Source organism: Myceligenerans pegani (assembly GCF_014892515.1).
Classification (GTDB): Bacteria; Actinomycetota; Actinomycetes; order Actinomycetales; family Cellulomonadaceae; genus Myceligenerans; species Myceligenerans pegani.
Genome location: NZ_JADBGR010000095.1, coordinates 41675 through 56279 on the forward strand (window position 1 = coordinate 41675; position 14605 = coordinate 56279).

Below are 14605 nucleotides of genomic sequence, written 5' to 3' on the forward strand. Positions count from 1 at the left end.
CCGCACCGAATCCGATCGAAATCGGTTCACTCGATCGCCGCGGCGATCACCTCGACGAACGCGTCCACGTCCGCCTCGGTCGTGGCCCACGAGCACATCCAGCGGGCCTCGACGCGGTCCGGCGTCTCGCCGTCGGCCCAGTCGTAGAAGCGGAACCGCTCGCGCGCGGCGTCCGCGGCACGGCGGGGCAGGCTCGCGAAGACGACGTTCGCCTCGGTGGGGTGGGTGACCCGCACGACGTCGCCGGGCAGCGCGCGCTCGATCCCCTCCCGCAGACGGGCCGCCATCGCGTTGGCGTGCCGCGCGTTGCGGAGCCAGAGGGGGTCGGCGCCGCCGGGCTCGCCCAGCAGCGCGAGGAGCTGCGCCGAGACGAACCGCGCCTTCGAGGCGAGCTGCATCGTCTGCTTGCGCAGGAACGGGATCGCGTCGGCGAGACCGGCATCGGCGCCTCCGTCCAGCACGACCACGGCCTCACCGATCATGCCGCCGTTCTTCGCCGCGCCCAGGGAGAGGATGTCCACCCCGGCGTCCGTGGTGAGCTCCCGCAGGCCCGTGCCGAGCGACGCGGCCGCGTTGCCCAGCCGCGACCCGTCGACGTGCACGAGCATGCCGTGGTCGTGGGCGGCCTCCACCAGTGACCTCAGCTCGCCGAGCGGGTAGACCGTGCCGAGCTCCGTGGACTGCGTCAGCGACAGCACGGCGGGCTGCGCGCGGTGCGGGTTGCCGAGATCGCCGGCCCACGCGTGCACGGCGTCGGCGGTGATGCGGCCGTGGCGGGACGGGCACGCGAGCAACTTGAGCCCGCCGACCCGCTCCGGTGCGCCGTTCTCGTCGGTGTTCGCGTGCGCGACGTCGCTCAGCACCACCCCGCCCCAGCGCGGTGCCGCGGCCATGAGGCTGATCACGTTGGCGCCCGTGCCGATCAGCACGGGGAACGCGGTGGCTCGCGGGCCGAAGACCTCGCGGGCCCGTGCCTGGAGGCGCTCGGTCGTCGCGTCGTCCCCGTAAGGGACGTCCGGGCCGCCATTCGCGGCCGCGAGGGCGGCCATGACCTCGGGGTGGACAGGGGCGTAGTTGTCGGAGGCGAAGTGCTGCACGGGCCCATTGTCCGTGGTCCGAGAGCGACGACGGCGGCCCGGGTCGCCTCTCGTGCGAGAGGTGGCCCGGGCCGCCGCCGTACGACATTCCGGTGCTCGAGCTCGCCGGAAGCCCGTCAGGCTCTGGCGAGCTCGCCGACGACGAGCCGGTGTGCTACCGGCTCCCCGGCGTCACCCGATCGAGCCCTCGACCGCGTTGGTCCACTCGATGGTGTTGTCGGCCTGGTACTCGTACACGCCGATGAACGCGGACGACGGGTCGTTGTCGTCGTTCAGCGGGCCGATGCCCGAGACGCCGACGTAGCGGATCTCGTCGCCGTTCTCCAGCGCCTCGACGCCTTCCTCGAAGGACGTGACCTCGACGCTGCCCTCCTCGGAGCCCGAGACCGCCTTGATGTTCTCGGCGATGGTCGCGCCGTCCGTGCCCTCGCCCCGGACCGCCGCGAGAGCGGCCAGGATGGTGGCGTCGTAGGACTCGGGGCCGTACGAGTAGTCCTCGAGCGGCGAGCCCTCGGTCTCCTCGTAGTAGTCCGACAGGCGCTGCTGGAAGTCCTCCTCGGCCTGCGCACCGGGAATGGTGCCGACGACGCCGGTGAGCGTGCCCTCGTCGAAGTCACCCTCGTAGGAGGCGGTGTTGCCGTCGCAGAAGTAGGTGGTCCCGTCGAACTCCCAGCCCTGGGCCAGCAGCTCGGCGACGATCGCCTTGGTCTCCTCGAAGGCGATGACGCTGATCGCGTCGGGCTCCTGCGCGAGCAGGTCGGTCACCTGCGCGGCGAAGTTGGTTTCGCCCGGCTGGAACTCCTGCCCCTCACCGGTGCCGCCGTAGACGATCTCGGCACCGCCCTCCTCGAGCGTCTGCTGCACGTTGTCGCGCAGGCCGGTGCCGTAGTCCTCGTTCTGGACCAGGAAGCCCACCTTCTGGTGGCCGTCGTCCAGGATCAGGCTGCCGAGGGCCGAGCCCTGCACGGTGTCCGGCGGGGCGGTGCGCGCGTAGAAGTCGCTGTAACCGGACAGCGTCGTGGCGGTGTTCGCCGGGGAGATCTGCATGATCTCCTGCTCCGCGAACTTGTCGACGACGTTCGCCGACACGGCCGACGACGCCGCGCCGATCACGACCGAGACATCTTGGCTGATGAGGTCGGCAGCCGTCGAGTTGGACACCGAGTAGTCGGTGGTGTCGCCCGAGTCACCCGGGATCAGCTCGACCTCGTTGCCGAGCACGCCGCCGGCCTCGTTGATGTCCTGGATCGCCAGACCCACGCCGGCCACCTCGGGCGGTCCGAGGAACGCGAGAGTACCGGTGATGGGCAGGATGGTGCCCACCTTCAGGGGCTCGTCGGAGCCACCGCCCGAGGTTGTCGAGCAGGCCGCGAGGCCGAGGCTGAGGACCGCGGCGAGCGCCAGCCCGCGTGCGGCCGTGGAACGTCGATTCATGCTCAGTCCCTTCACAGGGGAGTAGTTCTGCATGACGCGGCACCTTGCCCCGTCGTGCCGTTGAACGTAGTCATGCTGTGTCACGTGAGTGTGACGAGCGCCTCTCCCGGTCGAATCGTTACGGTGCTGTGACCTCAACGTGACTGCATTGCACCCGGAACGTTCACTGAGCCCCCCGCACACATCACAGGCCGAGCGAAGGATCCGTGTGTAGGCTTGGTGGTGTTGCAGTGCGATCGTTCTTCCAAGAGATGACGACGACACCGTGATTGACCGCGATCCCGAAGGCCGGGGTCGTCACCTCTTGCAAGGAGCAAGCATGGCATTCGGAACCGTCAAGTGGTTCAACGCTGAGAAGGGCTTCGGCTTCATCGCCCCCGAGGAGGGCGGAAGCGACGTCTTCGCCCACTACAGCGCCATCCAGACCAACGGCTACCGCACGCTGGAGGAGAACCAGCGCGTGGAGTTCGACGTGAAGCAGGGCCCCAAGGGCCTGCAGGCGGAGAACATCCGCCCCGCGTGATCTGAACCACGAAGGGCCGGCTCCCGAGGGAGCCGGCCCTTTCGTATGCCTGGCGGCGTGATGGCGGGTGGCGGGTCAGAACTCGCCGCCGCCGAAGTCGAAGCCGCCGTCGAAGCCGCCGCCGTCGCCACCGAAGAAGTCCCCGCCGCCGAAGAAACCGCCGTCGCCGCCGGCCGCCTCGGCCGCGCCGGCGTCGGCACCGGACGCCTCGACGACGCCCGCGTCCCCGGCGTCCGCGCCCGCGTCCTCGCCGGACGCTCCCTCCTCGCCGGTGCCTGCCTCCTCGACACCCGCTTCCTCGGTCCCGGCCCCCTCGGCCTCCGCGTCGGCGGCGTGCTCCTGGGTCGGGTCGCCGAAGGTCGGCCCGAAGAGCGCGTTCGCGACGGCGGACCCGATGACCATGCCACCGATCGTGCCGAGCAGGCTCGCGCCGAGCATCGAGCCGAACGACGGGCCGGCGAAGCTGCGCTGCAGCGTGCCGGGCTCGCGCATCTCGGCCCGGGTCGCCGTGCGGGCAAGGTCCCGCGGGTCGTCCGAGGTGGCCTGCTCGTGCGGGGGCACCTGAGAGTTCAGCTCGGTGAGGACCTTCCGCCGCTGCTCGGGCGTGAGCTTCTCGAACGCCTCGGCGTGTGCCTGTTCGACGGCGTCCGGCGGCGCCGTGCGCAGCATGTACTTGTAGCGATCGATGGCGATGTCGTCCGGTGTCCGTTCACCCGTCCGCAGGGCGGGTTGTCCACCCTGGCCCGGATAGGCAGCGGGCTGCGCACCGTACTGCGGTGGGGCGGTCGGAGCCGGGCCGCCCTGTGAGCCGTACGGCCCGTACTGCTGGTAGGGGTCCTTCGGCTCACGGCCGAGGAGTCGGTCGAGGAAGCCCATCTCATGCCTTTCGTCGAGCGGTCACCCGGTTCAACGTGTCCGGGCGGCGGCGGGTTCCGTCGATGTCGTGCCCGCTGTGCCCCCTCGTCGATGTCGGTGTCTGCTGGTAGACCGGTGCCATGTTCCTCTTGGAGCCGGGGCGTCCCGAGACTCTCGTGCACTCCGCCAGCGACCTGGTCGTGGCCGGCGAGTGCGAGTTCCGGCTGCTCCGGCGGCTCGACGAGCTGCTCGGGCGGATTCCGCCGCGGCCGCGTGCCGAGGACGAGATGCTCGCGCGCACCGCAGCCCTCGGTGACGCGCACGAGAGCCGCGTGCTCGCGTCCTACCAGGCACGGTTCGGCGTGACGACGCTCCCGGAGGAGCACGACGGCGCTCCGGCGGGCGGGGTGTTCAGCGTCCCGCTCGCGCGGCGCATGTCGCACGACGAACTCACCGCTGCCCACGAGCGCACGCTCGCCGCGATGGAGCGTGGGGCTGACGTCGTCTTCCAGGCGTCCTTTTTCGACGGCCGCTTCCACGGCCGGGCCGATTTCCTGGTACGCGACCCGGCGCGCGACGCTCGGCGCGCCCCTGCCGGACCGGATGCGCCCGGTCCGGGCCACGCAGGGCCGGGCCTCACCACTGGTGGGATGCCCGGTCCGCGCTACGCCGTCTACGACACCAAGCTGGCGCGTCGCGCGAAGGTGCGGGCCCTGCTGCAACTCGCCGCGTACGCCGACCAACTGATCGCGGCGCGGATCGACCCGACCGATCGGGTCCACCTGATCCTCGGCGACCGGACCGAGACCCACCACGACCTCGGCGACGTGCTCCCCGTGTTCCGCCGGCGTCGCGAGCGCCTCCTCCAGGTCCTCGAGGAACATGTCTCCGACGACGCCCCGGCGGCCTGGGGTGACGACCGATGGCTGGCCTGCGGTCGCCTCGGCGTGTGCCAGGACTGCGCCGAGGCGGCCGCCTCGCACCGCGATGTGCTGCTGGTCAAGGGCGTCTACGAGCGGCAGCGTGCCCGCCTGGCGGCGGGCGGGATGACCACCATCGACGCCCTGGCCGTCGCGGAGGCGCCACCCGACGGGATGGCGGCGGCACGGTTCGAGAGCCTGCGGGAACAGGCCCGCCTGCAACTCGGCCTGGACGCGGGACATGGCTCGGTCGCGCTGGACGGCGGTTCGGACGCGCCGGGTGGCGACGGACCTGCCGCGGGGCCCGGTTCGGCCGAGGACGGCGACGCCGGGCCTGACGGCACCCCCGCCGGGGCACGGCTGCGGTGGAAGATCGTCGACCCGCAGCCGATCGACAACCTGCCCGAGCCGTCCCCGGGTGACATCTTCTTCGACTTCGAGGGCGACCCCTTGTGGGAGGAGGCACGCCCCTCGGGCGAGCGCGCCGCGACAGGGCTCGACTACCTGTTCGGCTGGGTGGAGCGGCCGCCGTCGCCGGACGGGAAGCCGCCTTTCACCGTTCTGTGGGCCGACGACCTGACCGCAGAGCGCGACGCGCTCGTGCGGTTCGTGGACCACGTGAACGCGCGCCGGGCCGTGCATCCCGGGATGCACGTGTACCACTACGCGCCGTACGAGAAGACGCATCTGCTGTCCATCGCCACGCGGCACGGCACCTACGAGGAGGAGGTCGACGACCTGCTGCGGGAGGGCGTGCTCGTGGACCTCTACGCGGTGGTGCGGTCGGCGCTGCGGACCAGTGACCGGTCGCTGTCGATCAAGAAGCTCGAGCCGCTCTACATGGCCGACGATCCGGCGCGGGAAGGGGTGAAGGACGCCGCCACGTCCGTGATCGAGTACGCGGAGTACGCACAGGCCGTGGTGGAGGGGCGGATGGATGATGCGGGCGGTTTGCGGCGGCGGATTCTGGAGTACAACGAGTACGACTGTCGGTCTACCTTGCGGTTGCTGGAGTGGTTGCGGTGGGCACGGGGACAGGCGCAGGTCTCTGGTGGGGTTTCTTCCGTGGGTGGGGCGGCGTTCGAGCAGGAGAACGCTCGTAGGGCGGCCCAGGGTCAGGGAGACCTCGCGCGGACGCGTTCACGGGCCCCAGGGGGCCCTCCACTTCGGGCCTTTACGTCCGCGCGAGGTCTCCCTGACCCTGGGCCTCGGTTCGGCGAGGAGCTGCAGGCCGTAGGTGGTGGGGACCGGGGCAGTGAGGGCGCATGGGATGAGGCTGCACGGGGTGAGGGTGCGGCTGCACGGGGTGAGGCTGCGGCGAGTGAGGCTGCGGGTGGGGATGCGGCTGCGGCGGGTGGGGGTGGTGGGGAGGGCTCGCGGAGTCGGAGGCGGTTGGAGGAGCGGGAGCGGCGGAGGGCTCTGGCTCAGGAGATTCGGGAGGTTGTGGGAGAGAGCGCCAGGGGGCGAAGTGGTGCCGAGCAGGCGCTGGCGTTGCTCGGCGCTGCTCTCGAGTACCACGTGCGGGAGGACAAGCCGTTCTGGCAGGAGCATTTCGGGCGGCTGGAGCTGCCGATCGACGAGTGGCCGGGTCAGGGATCGACGTTTCGCGTGGAACGCGGGCGCGTCGTCCGGGACTGGGCGGTCGAGACCGGGCGGAGGATTCCTTCGCGCGACGTCGAGCTCGCGGGCCGGATGCTCGACGCGTCCCGGGTCGGCGACTCCGATCTGGTGGCGGGGACGAATGTGGAGGTGCTCTACGACAGGCCGGTGCCGCCCGTCGTGCGGAGCCTGCCGGACCGGGCGGTGCGGGGTGCGCACTCCGGGGGTGAGATCGTCGACGTGCGACCGGAGACCGACCTGGGCGACGACGCCACGGGGACCGGAGGCACGGCCGACGTCGTCGTCCTCCGGGAACGGCTACGGCGGGACGCGAGTGAGCACGACCAGCTTCCGGTGGCCCTCTCCCCCGGGGCCGGGCCGGGGCACGGGCCCCAGGAGCAGGCGATCGAGGAGGCGGCCACCGCGGCCCTGCGGTCGTGGCGCCGGGGAGACGGACTGCCCCCCGGGCCCGCCACGGACATCCTGGAACGGCGCCCGCCGCGGCTGGTGAGCCGCGGCGGCCTGCCCTCCCCCGGCGACCACGACGACATGGTGACCACCGTGGAGCACGCCCTGCGGGACCTCGACGGCTCCTACATCGCCGTGCAGGGGCCGCCCGGGACCGGCAAGACGTACGTCGGATCGCATGTCGTGGCTCGGCTCGTCCGTGACGGATGGCGGGTCGGCGTGGTGGCGCAGTCCCACGCCGCCGTCGAGAACATGCTGCAGGCGGCCGTGGCCAAGGCGGGGGTGCCGCCCGCCGTCGTCGCCAAGAAGAAGCACGACGCCGGGGTGCCGCGCGGACGCGGGATGCCGCGCCGAGCGGGCGGCCCTCTGGACGGCGGTCCCGGGTGCGTCGACACTGCGGGCGCCGGCACAGCAGGCGCCGAGACGGCGGATGCTCCGCTCGAGCCGCCATGGCAGGAGTTGAGCGCGGATGCGCTCGCGGATTTCGCCGCCCGGCGACCCGGCGGGTGCGTGGTGGGTGGGACCGCGTGGGACTTCGCGCACCGGCGATGGCCCGCGGCCGGGCTCGACCTGCTCGTGATCGACGAGGCCGGGCAGTTCTCCCTGGCCGACGCCGGCGCCGTCGCGCGGTCGGCGTCGCGGCTCCTGCTGCTCGGCGATCCGCAGCAGCTCCCCCAGGTGACACAGGGCCGGCATCCCGAACCCGTCGACTCGTCGGTGCTCGGCTGGCTCTCGGGCACCGAGCCGGTCCTGCCCGAAGAACTCGGCTACTTCCTGGAGACGTCCTGGCGGATGCACCCGGCGTTGTGCCGCAAGGTGTCGGACCTCGCCTACTCCGGAAAGCTGGACGCCCATCCGGTCGCCGCGGCGCGATCGCTCGCCGGCGTGGAGCCCGGCGTGCACCACGTTCCGGTGCCGCACGAGGGCAACCGACTCTCCTCGCCCGAGGAGGCGGCGGAGGTGGTCCGGCAGGTCCGGGCCATGGTGGGCCGCGAGTGGTCCGACCCTGGAGAACTGACCGGTGCCGTACGGCCCCTGGGTCAGGAGGACGTCGTGGTGGTGGCCGCCTACAACGCGCAGGTGCATGTCGTCCGGCGTGCGCTCGCCGAGGCGGGCCTGGATCGCGTGCCGGTCGGGACCGTCGACCTCTTCCAGGGGCGGGAGGCACCCGTGGTGATCCTGACGCTCGCCGCGTCGTCGCCACACGACGTCTCCCGCGGCATGGGCTTCCTGCTGTCACGCAACCGGCTGAACGTGGCGGTGTCGCGGGCCCAGTGGTGCGCGCTCGTCGTCCGCTCGCCGCGCCTGACCGACTACGTCCCGGGCGATCTCGAGGCGAACGGGCTCCGCCATCTGCTCGACCTCGGCGCCTTCCTCCGCCTCACGTCGGACTGATCCGAGACGAGACGGCGGCGCAGTCGGCCCGTGGCCCTGGCGAAGTAACGCCCTCGCCCCCGGGTAGGGCAAAATGTCCGGTTGGGTGACCGCTCCCTGGCTTTTTCGACACCGGATGCTCCATAGTGGCCCCGCCCCCACGTTGAAGGAGAAACCATGGCCGTGCGCTTCAACCCGCCCCCGGGTTGGCAAGTGCCCCCGGGATTCCGACCCGACGCCAGCTGGGTGCCCGACCCGTCCTGGCCCCCGGCCCCGCCCGGCTGGGAGTACTGGATCACCGAGCCGAACCCGGCGCCGCCCGCAGCGCCCCAGCCCCCGGCGCCGACCCCCGCCCCGGAGCCGTCGACACAGCCGGCGCCGTCGCACCCGGCACCGACGTCGCGCCCGACACCGACGCGCCCGACACCGACGCACTCGGCACCGACGCCGAACCCGGCCGCGCGGGAACACGACGCGACCGCGACACCGGCCGGCGGCGCTCCGCAGGGCGCCCCCGTCGACGAGCTGACCGTGCGCCGTGCGCCCGACGACGCGGAGATCACGCGGGCGCTCGACCAGCCGACCGCCGTCCTGTCGTCAGGTACCCCCGAGGCGAACCGGCCGGGAACGGACGAGACGATGATCCGCCCGGCGCCCGGCCCCGACGGCCCTGCCCCGCGCGAGGACACGAGCACGATGGCGCTCGAAGCCGTGCCCGGTGCCGGCGCACCGCTCCCTCACCCGCCGGGCCAGGGCTCGCCCGGCCAGGCTCCTCCCCTGCCCCCCGGCATGCCGGCAGGACCCGGTGGTCCCGGCTTCGGGGGCTACGGCGGGCCGGCGGGACCGGGAGTCCCGGGGCCCGGTGGCCCGGGCGGTCCGGGCATGCTGCCGCCCGGCGGGCAGGCGCCGAAGAGTTCCGTGGCCGCGATGGGACAGAACCTGCTCGGCTCGATCAAGAATTTCGGCAACAGGTCCCGTCAGCACGACCCGACGGCCGCGCCACCGCTGCCTGCCGGCCCGGGCGCACCCGTGCCGGCGGGTCCTGGCATGCACGGTCCCGGCGGGCGCCCGCCCGCCGGACGGCCGGGCGCCCCCGGAGGCAGCAGGTCGCCCGGTTCCCCGCTCCTCATCGGGGTGGGGATCGCCGGTGCGGCGCTGGGCGTGATCATCGGCGTCGTCGTCACCGCAGGCCTGCAGGCGGACGCCAACCAGGCGATCACCAACGCCGAGCGGATCAAGGCCGAGGTCGCGGTCGAGCGCGAGGAGCTCGAGGCGGATCGCGCCGAGCTCAAGAAGGAGCGGGACGAGGTCGCACAACGGGAGCAGGAGCTCAGCAAACGCGAGTCCGAGCTCACCAAGAACGAGCGTGACCTGAGGGAGCAGCAGGAACAGCAGCAGCGCGAGCAGCAGCAGCGGGAGGAGCAGGACGACAGGGAGGAGAACAACGGCAACGGGAACGGAAACGGCGGTTTCCAGTTCTTCTTCACCTGCGACGACGTCCGCGCGGCGGGCCGCGCACCGCTCCCCGATTCCGACCCGAGCTACCGCTGGGACCTCGACCGGAACGGCAACGGTCTCGCGTGCGAGGACGGCGAGTAAGCGGCCAGCGGGAAAGGATGAACGGCCCGAGGCAGAACCCCAGATTTCTGCCCCGGGCCGTTCGTTTGTTCCCGCCGGAGGAACCCAGACTCCGACGGGAAGTCTTGTGCGGCCCTCACGGGCCGGGTCGTGTCACCCTCCGGAGTCGCCTCCGAGAGCGTCGCCGACGCCGCCCAGGGCGCCCTCGAGGAGCTTGCCCACGCCGTCGGTCACGGTCTCGATCGGGCCCGTCGAGTCGCCCCGCTCCGTCTCGCTGGGGCTGGGGCCCGGCGTCGTCGGGGACGGGTCCTCCGACCCTCCCGAACCGGGATCGTCGCCGCCGACCGGGATCTCGATCAGCCCTCGCTGCACGGCGACGGCGGCCTCGGTCAGGTCGATGAGGCACTGTCGCCACTTTCCGGCGTCGATGCCGTCGGGAACCGTACCGAGCGTGTCCTCGGTGAGTCCGGCCGGGGCGGTCCACGTGTCGCCGGTGCGCGACGAGACACAGACCTCCATCGCCGCGACGACCGGCTTGGCCGCACCCTCCGTCATGACCTGGCCGAGGTCGGTGACCATCGGGGAGAGCTCGGCCCGGGAGGGCTTCTTGACGACGCCCTCGGCGGCGTTGTAGGTGACGGTGCACTCGGGCGAGGTCGTCCGGCACCACGAGGCGCCCCACCTGGCCCCGTCCGCGTAGACGAACCCACGCGGCTCGACCGGCGAGCGCACCTCGGCGACCCGCAGCCATACCTCGCCGTCGCCGAGCACGTCGAACGGGGTGATCTCGACCGAGGTCGTCGACGGGTCGTCCGGCGCCAGGGGCTCGTCCAGGACGAGATGCTGGGCGCCGGACGTCAGGCCGGAGGTGAGGCCGAAGACCAGCGAGGCGCCGCCGTCGGCCCGCCGCACCATCGCGTCGTTCGTGATGCCGTCCCAGAGCAGCGTGCCCGCGGTGTCGCCGCGGGTCATGGCGCGGAAGTCCGCGTCCGTCCCGGCGAAGACGCGCAGCGCCTCCCAGATGGTCTCGTCGCCCTCCGTCCCGAGCTCGATCTGGGCAAAGAAGTTCAGGCCGTCGCCCCAGGCACTGAGCCCGAGATCGACGAGAGCGGTGTCGTCGTCGACCATGACCGTGCCCGGCTCCGTGACCTGCCACACGGCGGGGCCGACCTTCGCGACCTTCGCCGACGACGGGGCGGGGAGTGTGGCGGGGCCTGCGGTCTGCGCCGTCGGCTCGGGGGTCGGGGCGGGCTCGGCGTCGACCGTCTCACCGTCGACGGAAGCCGATGACGACGGCGACACCTGCACCGGCCCGTCGCTCCACAGGCCGGGCACGCCCGGAATCGCGCCGGCCGCGCCGAAGCCCGCTGTGCTCAGCGCCAGGCCGGCGGCCGCGGCGTAGCCAGCGCGGCGGGCGGCGTGCTTGCGCCGGCTGGATCGCAGCACGGAGTCGACGTCGAGGGTCGAGCTTCCGGCTGCGTCGAAGGCGGTGTCGCGGAGGCGGGAGACGAACTCCTGGTCGGACATGTGGTCGCTCATCGGGCACCTCCCCGTGATTCCAAGATCGTGCGCAGCTGGGCGAGTCCGCGGGAAGCCGTCGACTTCACCGTGCCGAGCGGCATGCCCAGCTCGCGCGCCACCTCGGTCTCCGACAGGTCGAGCAGGTGCCGCATCACCACGACCCGGCGCTGTTTCAACGGCAGCTGGAGCAGCGCGCGGACCACGGCGTCGCGGTCCTCGACGGTGCGGGTGGGCGACGCCACCGCGGAGCCACCGCGCGCGGTCTCGCCTCTCGCGGCGGGCTCGTCGAGCAGGTCCTCGGGGCCGGCGAGCACCTCGCGCCGAGTGCGACGCCACGTGTCGATGCGCAGGTTCGCGAGGATGCGTCGTGCGTAGACGAGCGGGTCGCCCTGGCGTGCCTTGTGCCAGTGGCGGTAGCACCGCTCGAACGTCTGTTGTGTCAGTTCCTCCGCGCGGTGGCGGTCACCGCAGAGGAGGAACGCCATGCGGTGCAGCGGATCGCGCGCGGCACGCATGAACTCTGTGAACTCCGTGTTCTTGTCCGTGACCGTACCTTCGGCGGTGGCGCGTTCGGAATCCGGTCGTCGCGCGCTGCCACGCGATGCCGCGTGGCGGATCTGGGCACCCACGCGGCCCGAGGCTACGGCATCGCCCGACATGTCGCGATAGTCGACAGACCCCTGGACAACATTGTCTTGGTCATACTCACGTTCCTGGTCGGCCGGGCCGGCTCCCACCGGTCCGGCATCGACCGGTTCCCCGCCGACGAGCTCGACGCGGGCGGTTCCGATCGGACCGCGTGAGGATGCCGCCGCCCCCTGCGCGGCGGCAACTCCCTCCGGCGTGCCATCCCTGGGCACGCCGTGCGCCGCCATGTCCTCGACGAGGTTCACGACGACGCGCGCATCGGTCCGATGTGCGGGAACGGTGACGGCACGCGTGCAGTCGCACGCGTCATACCTGGGGATGCCGACGGCGAGATACGCCGGGGCGGAAACAACGACCGTCACGATCAGAACACGCGGTGGGTTCCGCAAAGGTTCCAGACAGTTCTGCAAATTTTGTCATGAACCGCACGGCCCTTACAGTTCCGTGACGGCACCCGGTGATCGCCCTCGTCCCCACCGTGCCTCCCTATGCTGGTGGGATGTCCCGAGTCCTGGTCGTCGACGACGATCGCACCGTCGCCGAGGTGGTGGTCGCGTACCTGCAGCGGGCCGGGATCGACGCCGACCACGCCGCAGACGGGCACGCGGCCCTGGCGTCGGCCGCCGGCGCTCCGCCCGACGCCGTCGTGCTGGACCTCATGCTGCCGGGAATCGACGGACTCGAGGTCTGCCGTCGGCTGCGGCGGCTGCGGCCCGACCTGCCGGTGCTCATGCTCACCGCCCGCGGCGAGGAAGAGGATCGCGTCCTCGGCCTGGAGACCGGCGCCGACGACTACGTGACCAAGCCGTTCAGCGCCCGCGAGCTCACGCTGCGCGTCCAGGCGCTCCTTCGCCGGGCGTCCGGCTCGGGCGGGGCCAGCGCTCCGGACAGGGACGCTCCGGACAGGGACACGGTCCCGGCACGCGCCGACGGCCGCGACGGCGTTCTCGCGTCTCGGGGCGTCCCGGCGGACGTCGATCGCGCGGCCGGTGCGCCGGCGGGGTACGACGCGGCCGCACCGGGCGGCGAGGTACTGCGGGACGGGGATCTCGTGCTCGACGCCGGGGCGCATCGCGTGACCCGGCGCGGGCGGGAGCTCTCGCTCACGGCGCGGGAGTTCGATCTGCTGCGCTGGTTCCTGCGCCACCCCGGCCAGGTGCACGACCGTCCGGGCCTCATGCGCGACGTCTGGGGCTGGGAGTTCGGCGACCAGTCGACCGTGACCGTGCACGTCCGGCGACTGCGCGAGAAGGTGGAGGACGATCCGTCGCGTCCGGAACGCCTCGTCACCGTGTTCGGCGTCGGCTACCGCTGGGACGGCGGGGGCGACACGAGGACGGACCCGGGGTCGACGGACACATCCGGAACCGACGCACCGCGGCCGGACCCGGTACCGGACGGCGCGGCCCGCAGCACGGCAACAGGCGCTCCGGGGGCAGGCACAGCGGAGGACGCACCACGCGAGGACTCTTCGTGGACGACGTGATGCTGGAGGGCGTCGCGCTGTCGGCCGGCGTGGCGGCCGCGGTCGGCGCGGTGGGGGCGTTCGGTGTCTTCGCGCTGGCCCGACGGCGTGCCGCGGTGGCAGCCGTTCTCGCGCCGCTGGTGGTCGTGGTGTCGGTCGCCGCGGGCGTGTACGCGAGCGTGCGTGCGATGTTCCTGTCCGACAAGGACTCCACCACGGTGCTGCTCCTGCTGGCGGCCGCGATCCCCGTGGCGCTCGGCGTCGGGATGGTGCTGGCCGTGCGGATCTGGCGGATCGCCGCGGAGGCCGCGGCGGTCGCGGCCGCGCGGGAGCGGGACCGCGAGATCGAGGCCGGACGCCGCGAGATGGTGGCCTGGGTGTCCCACGATCTGCGCACGCCGCTCGCCGCCGTCCGCGTGCTCGCCGAAGCGCTCGAGGACGGCGTCGGTGACGAGGCCGAGACCGTGCGACGGATCCAGGCCGAGAACCGGCGGATGTCGGGCATGGTGGACGACCTGCTCGCGCTCTCGCGGCTGCAGTCGCCCGCGCTCGTCCTCCGCACGCAGCTCGTGGACCTCCGCGACCTCGTCTCCGACGCCGTCGCCGCCATCCGCCCCCTCGCCGACGCGCGGGACGTGCGGGTGGTGGAGGCCGACGGCGGCGGCGCGGTGGCCACCGTGGACGCCCGTGAGGTTTCCCGCGCCGCGGCGAATCTGCTGGTCAACGCGGTCCGTCATACCCCTCGGGGCGGGACCGTGACGGTCACGGCGCGTTCCTCGGCGGCCGGTTCGGCTCCTGGACGGCAGCGGGTGGCCGTCATCGCGGTGCAGGACGAGTGCGGCGGGATACCCGAGCCCGACCTGCCGCGGGTGTTCGACGCGGGATGGCGGGGAACGCGCGCCAGGACGCCGGAGCGGACCGCGGAGGACCGGCCCGCCGTCGGACCGAACCCGGGGCCGGCTCCGCACGAGAGCGGCGGCGCCGGCCTCGGGCTGGCGATCGTGCGCGAGGTCGCGGAGGTCCATGGGGGCTCCGCCGCGATCCGGAACTCCGGGCCGGGGTGCGTCGCGGAGCTCCGGCTGCCCGTCGGAGAGGAACCCGACATCGGAACGTGAACACTTCG

Annotated in this window: 10 protein-coding genes; 5 read left to right on the plus strand and 5 right to left on the minus strand. The window is 72.6% G+C overall.

Going from position 1 to position 14605, the window contains the following annotated elements; translation table 11 throughout:
- Positions 1-26 precede the first annotated feature (26 nt).
- A complete protein-coding gene (locus IIE03_RS15215) occupies positions 27-1097 on the minus strand; it encodes a threonine aldolase family protein (RefSeq protein ID WP_192863607.1) in 1071 nt (356 codons plus the stop codon).
- 171 nt (positions 1098-1268) lie between these two features.
- Positions 1269-2531: an ABC transporter substrate-binding protein gene (locus tag IIE03_RS15220; RefSeq protein ID WP_192863608.1), complete on the minus strand. Its 1263-nt coding sequence runs from the start codon at positions 2529-2531 to the stop codon at positions 1269-1271.
- A gap of 319 nt (positions 2532-2850) precedes the next feature.
- Between IIE03_RS15220 and IIE03_RS15225 the strand changes: the two genes are divergently transcribed.
- The gene (locus tag IIE03_RS15225) at positions 2851-3054 is read left to right on the plus strand and encodes a cold-shock protein (RefSeq protein ID WP_123812835.1); all 204 of its coding nucleotides are present in this window, start codon (positions 2851-2853) and stop codon (positions 3052-3054) included.
- A gap of 75 nt (positions 3055-3129) precedes the next feature.
- Here IIE03_RS15225 and IIE03_RS15230 read toward each other — a convergent pair whose 3' ends face one another.
- The gene (locus tag IIE03_RS15230; RefSeq protein WP_192863609.1) at positions 3130-3930 is read right to left on the minus strand and encodes a hypothetical protein; all 801 of its coding nucleotides are present in this window, start codon (positions 3928-3930) and stop codon (positions 3130-3132) included.
- 119 nt (positions 3931-4049) lie between these two features.
- Here IIE03_RS15230 and IIE03_RS15235 point away from each other — a divergent pair, with 119 nt between their 5' ends.
- Together IIE03_RS15235 and IIE03_RS15240 are read left to right on the plus strand one after the other, a co-directional pair.
- On the plus strand, positions 4050-8291 hold the full coding sequence (locus IIE03_RS15235; RefSeq protein WP_192863610.1) for an AAA domain-containing protein: 4242 nt from the start codon (positions 4050-4052) through the stop codon (positions 8289-8291).
- A 156-nt stretch (positions 8292-8447) separates the two neighbouring features.
- Positions 8448-9869, plus strand: a complete 1422-nt coding sequence (locus IIE03_RS15240) for an excalibur calcium-binding domain-containing protein (RefSeq protein WP_192863611.1) — start codon at positions 8448-8450, stop codon at positions 9867-9869.
- A gap of 132 nt (positions 9870-10001) precedes the next feature.
- Here the strand turns inward: IIE03_RS15240 and IIE03_RS15245 are convergent, their stop codons facing one another.
- Positions 10002-11387, minus strand: coding sequence for a hypothetical protein (locus IIE03_RS15245; protein WP_192863612.1), 1386 nt, complete (start codon positions 11385-11387; stop codon positions 10002-10004).
- The gene (locus IIE03_RS15250; RefSeq protein ID WP_318843007.1) at positions 11384-11998 is read right to left on the minus strand and encodes a SigE family RNA polymerase sigma factor; all 615 of its coding nucleotides are present in this window, start codon (positions 11996-11998) and stop codon (positions 11384-11386) included. Before IIE03_RS15250 ends, IIE03_RS15245 begins: the two co-directional genes overlap by 4 nt.
- A 518-nt stretch (positions 11999-12516) precedes the next feature.
- On the opposite strand from IIE03_RS15250, the gene IIE03_RS15255 reads away from it, so the two are divergent.
- Both IIE03_RS15255 and IIE03_RS15260 read left to right on the plus strand, forming a co-directional pair.
- Positions 12517-13503 (plus strand): response regulator transcription factor, encoded by a 987-nt coding sequence (locus tag IIE03_RS15255; protein WP_192863613.1) that lies wholly within the window; start codon positions 12517-12519, stop codon positions 13501-13503.
- Positions 13491-14597, plus strand: coding sequence for a sensor histidine kinase (locus tag IIE03_RS15260; RefSeq protein ID WP_192863614.1), 1107 nt, complete (start codon positions 13491-13493; stop codon positions 14595-14597). The genes IIE03_RS15255 and IIE03_RS15260 overlap by 13 nt, the downstream gene beginning before the upstream one ends.
- The last annotated feature ends 8 nt before the right edge of the window (positions 14598-14605 follow it).

Bases quoted from the DNA above. Each gene is read 5' to 3' on its own strand.
- IIE03_RS15225 (WP_123812835.1), top strand. From the start codon at position 2,851: ATGGCATTCGGAACCGTCAAGTGGTTCAACGCTGAGAAGGGCTTCGGC.
- IIE03_RS15255 (WP_192863613.1), top strand. From the start codon at position 12,517: ATGTCCCGAGTCCTGGTCGTCGACGACGATCGCACCGTCGCCGAGGTG.
- IIE03_RS15230 (WP_192863609.1), bottom strand. From the start codon at position 3,930: ATGGGCTTCCTCGACCGACTCCTCGGCCGTGAGCCGAAGGACCCCTAC.
- IIE03_RS15240 (WP_192863611.1), top strand. From the start codon at position 8,448: ATGGCCGTGCGCTTCAACCCGCCCCCGGGTTGGCAAGTGCCCCCGGGA.
- IIE03_RS15235 (WP_192863610.1), top strand. From the start codon at position 4,050: ATGTTCCTCTTGGAGCCGGGGCGTCCCGAGACTCTCGTGCACTCCGCC.
- IIE03_RS15220 (WP_192863608.1), bottom strand. From the start codon at position 2,531: ATGAATCGACGTTCCACGGCCGCACGCGGGCTGGCGCTCGCCGCGGTC.
- IIE03_RS15245 (WP_192863612.1), bottom strand. From the start codon at position 11,387: ATGAGCGACCACATGTCCGACCAGGAGTTCGTCTCCCGCCTCCGCGAC.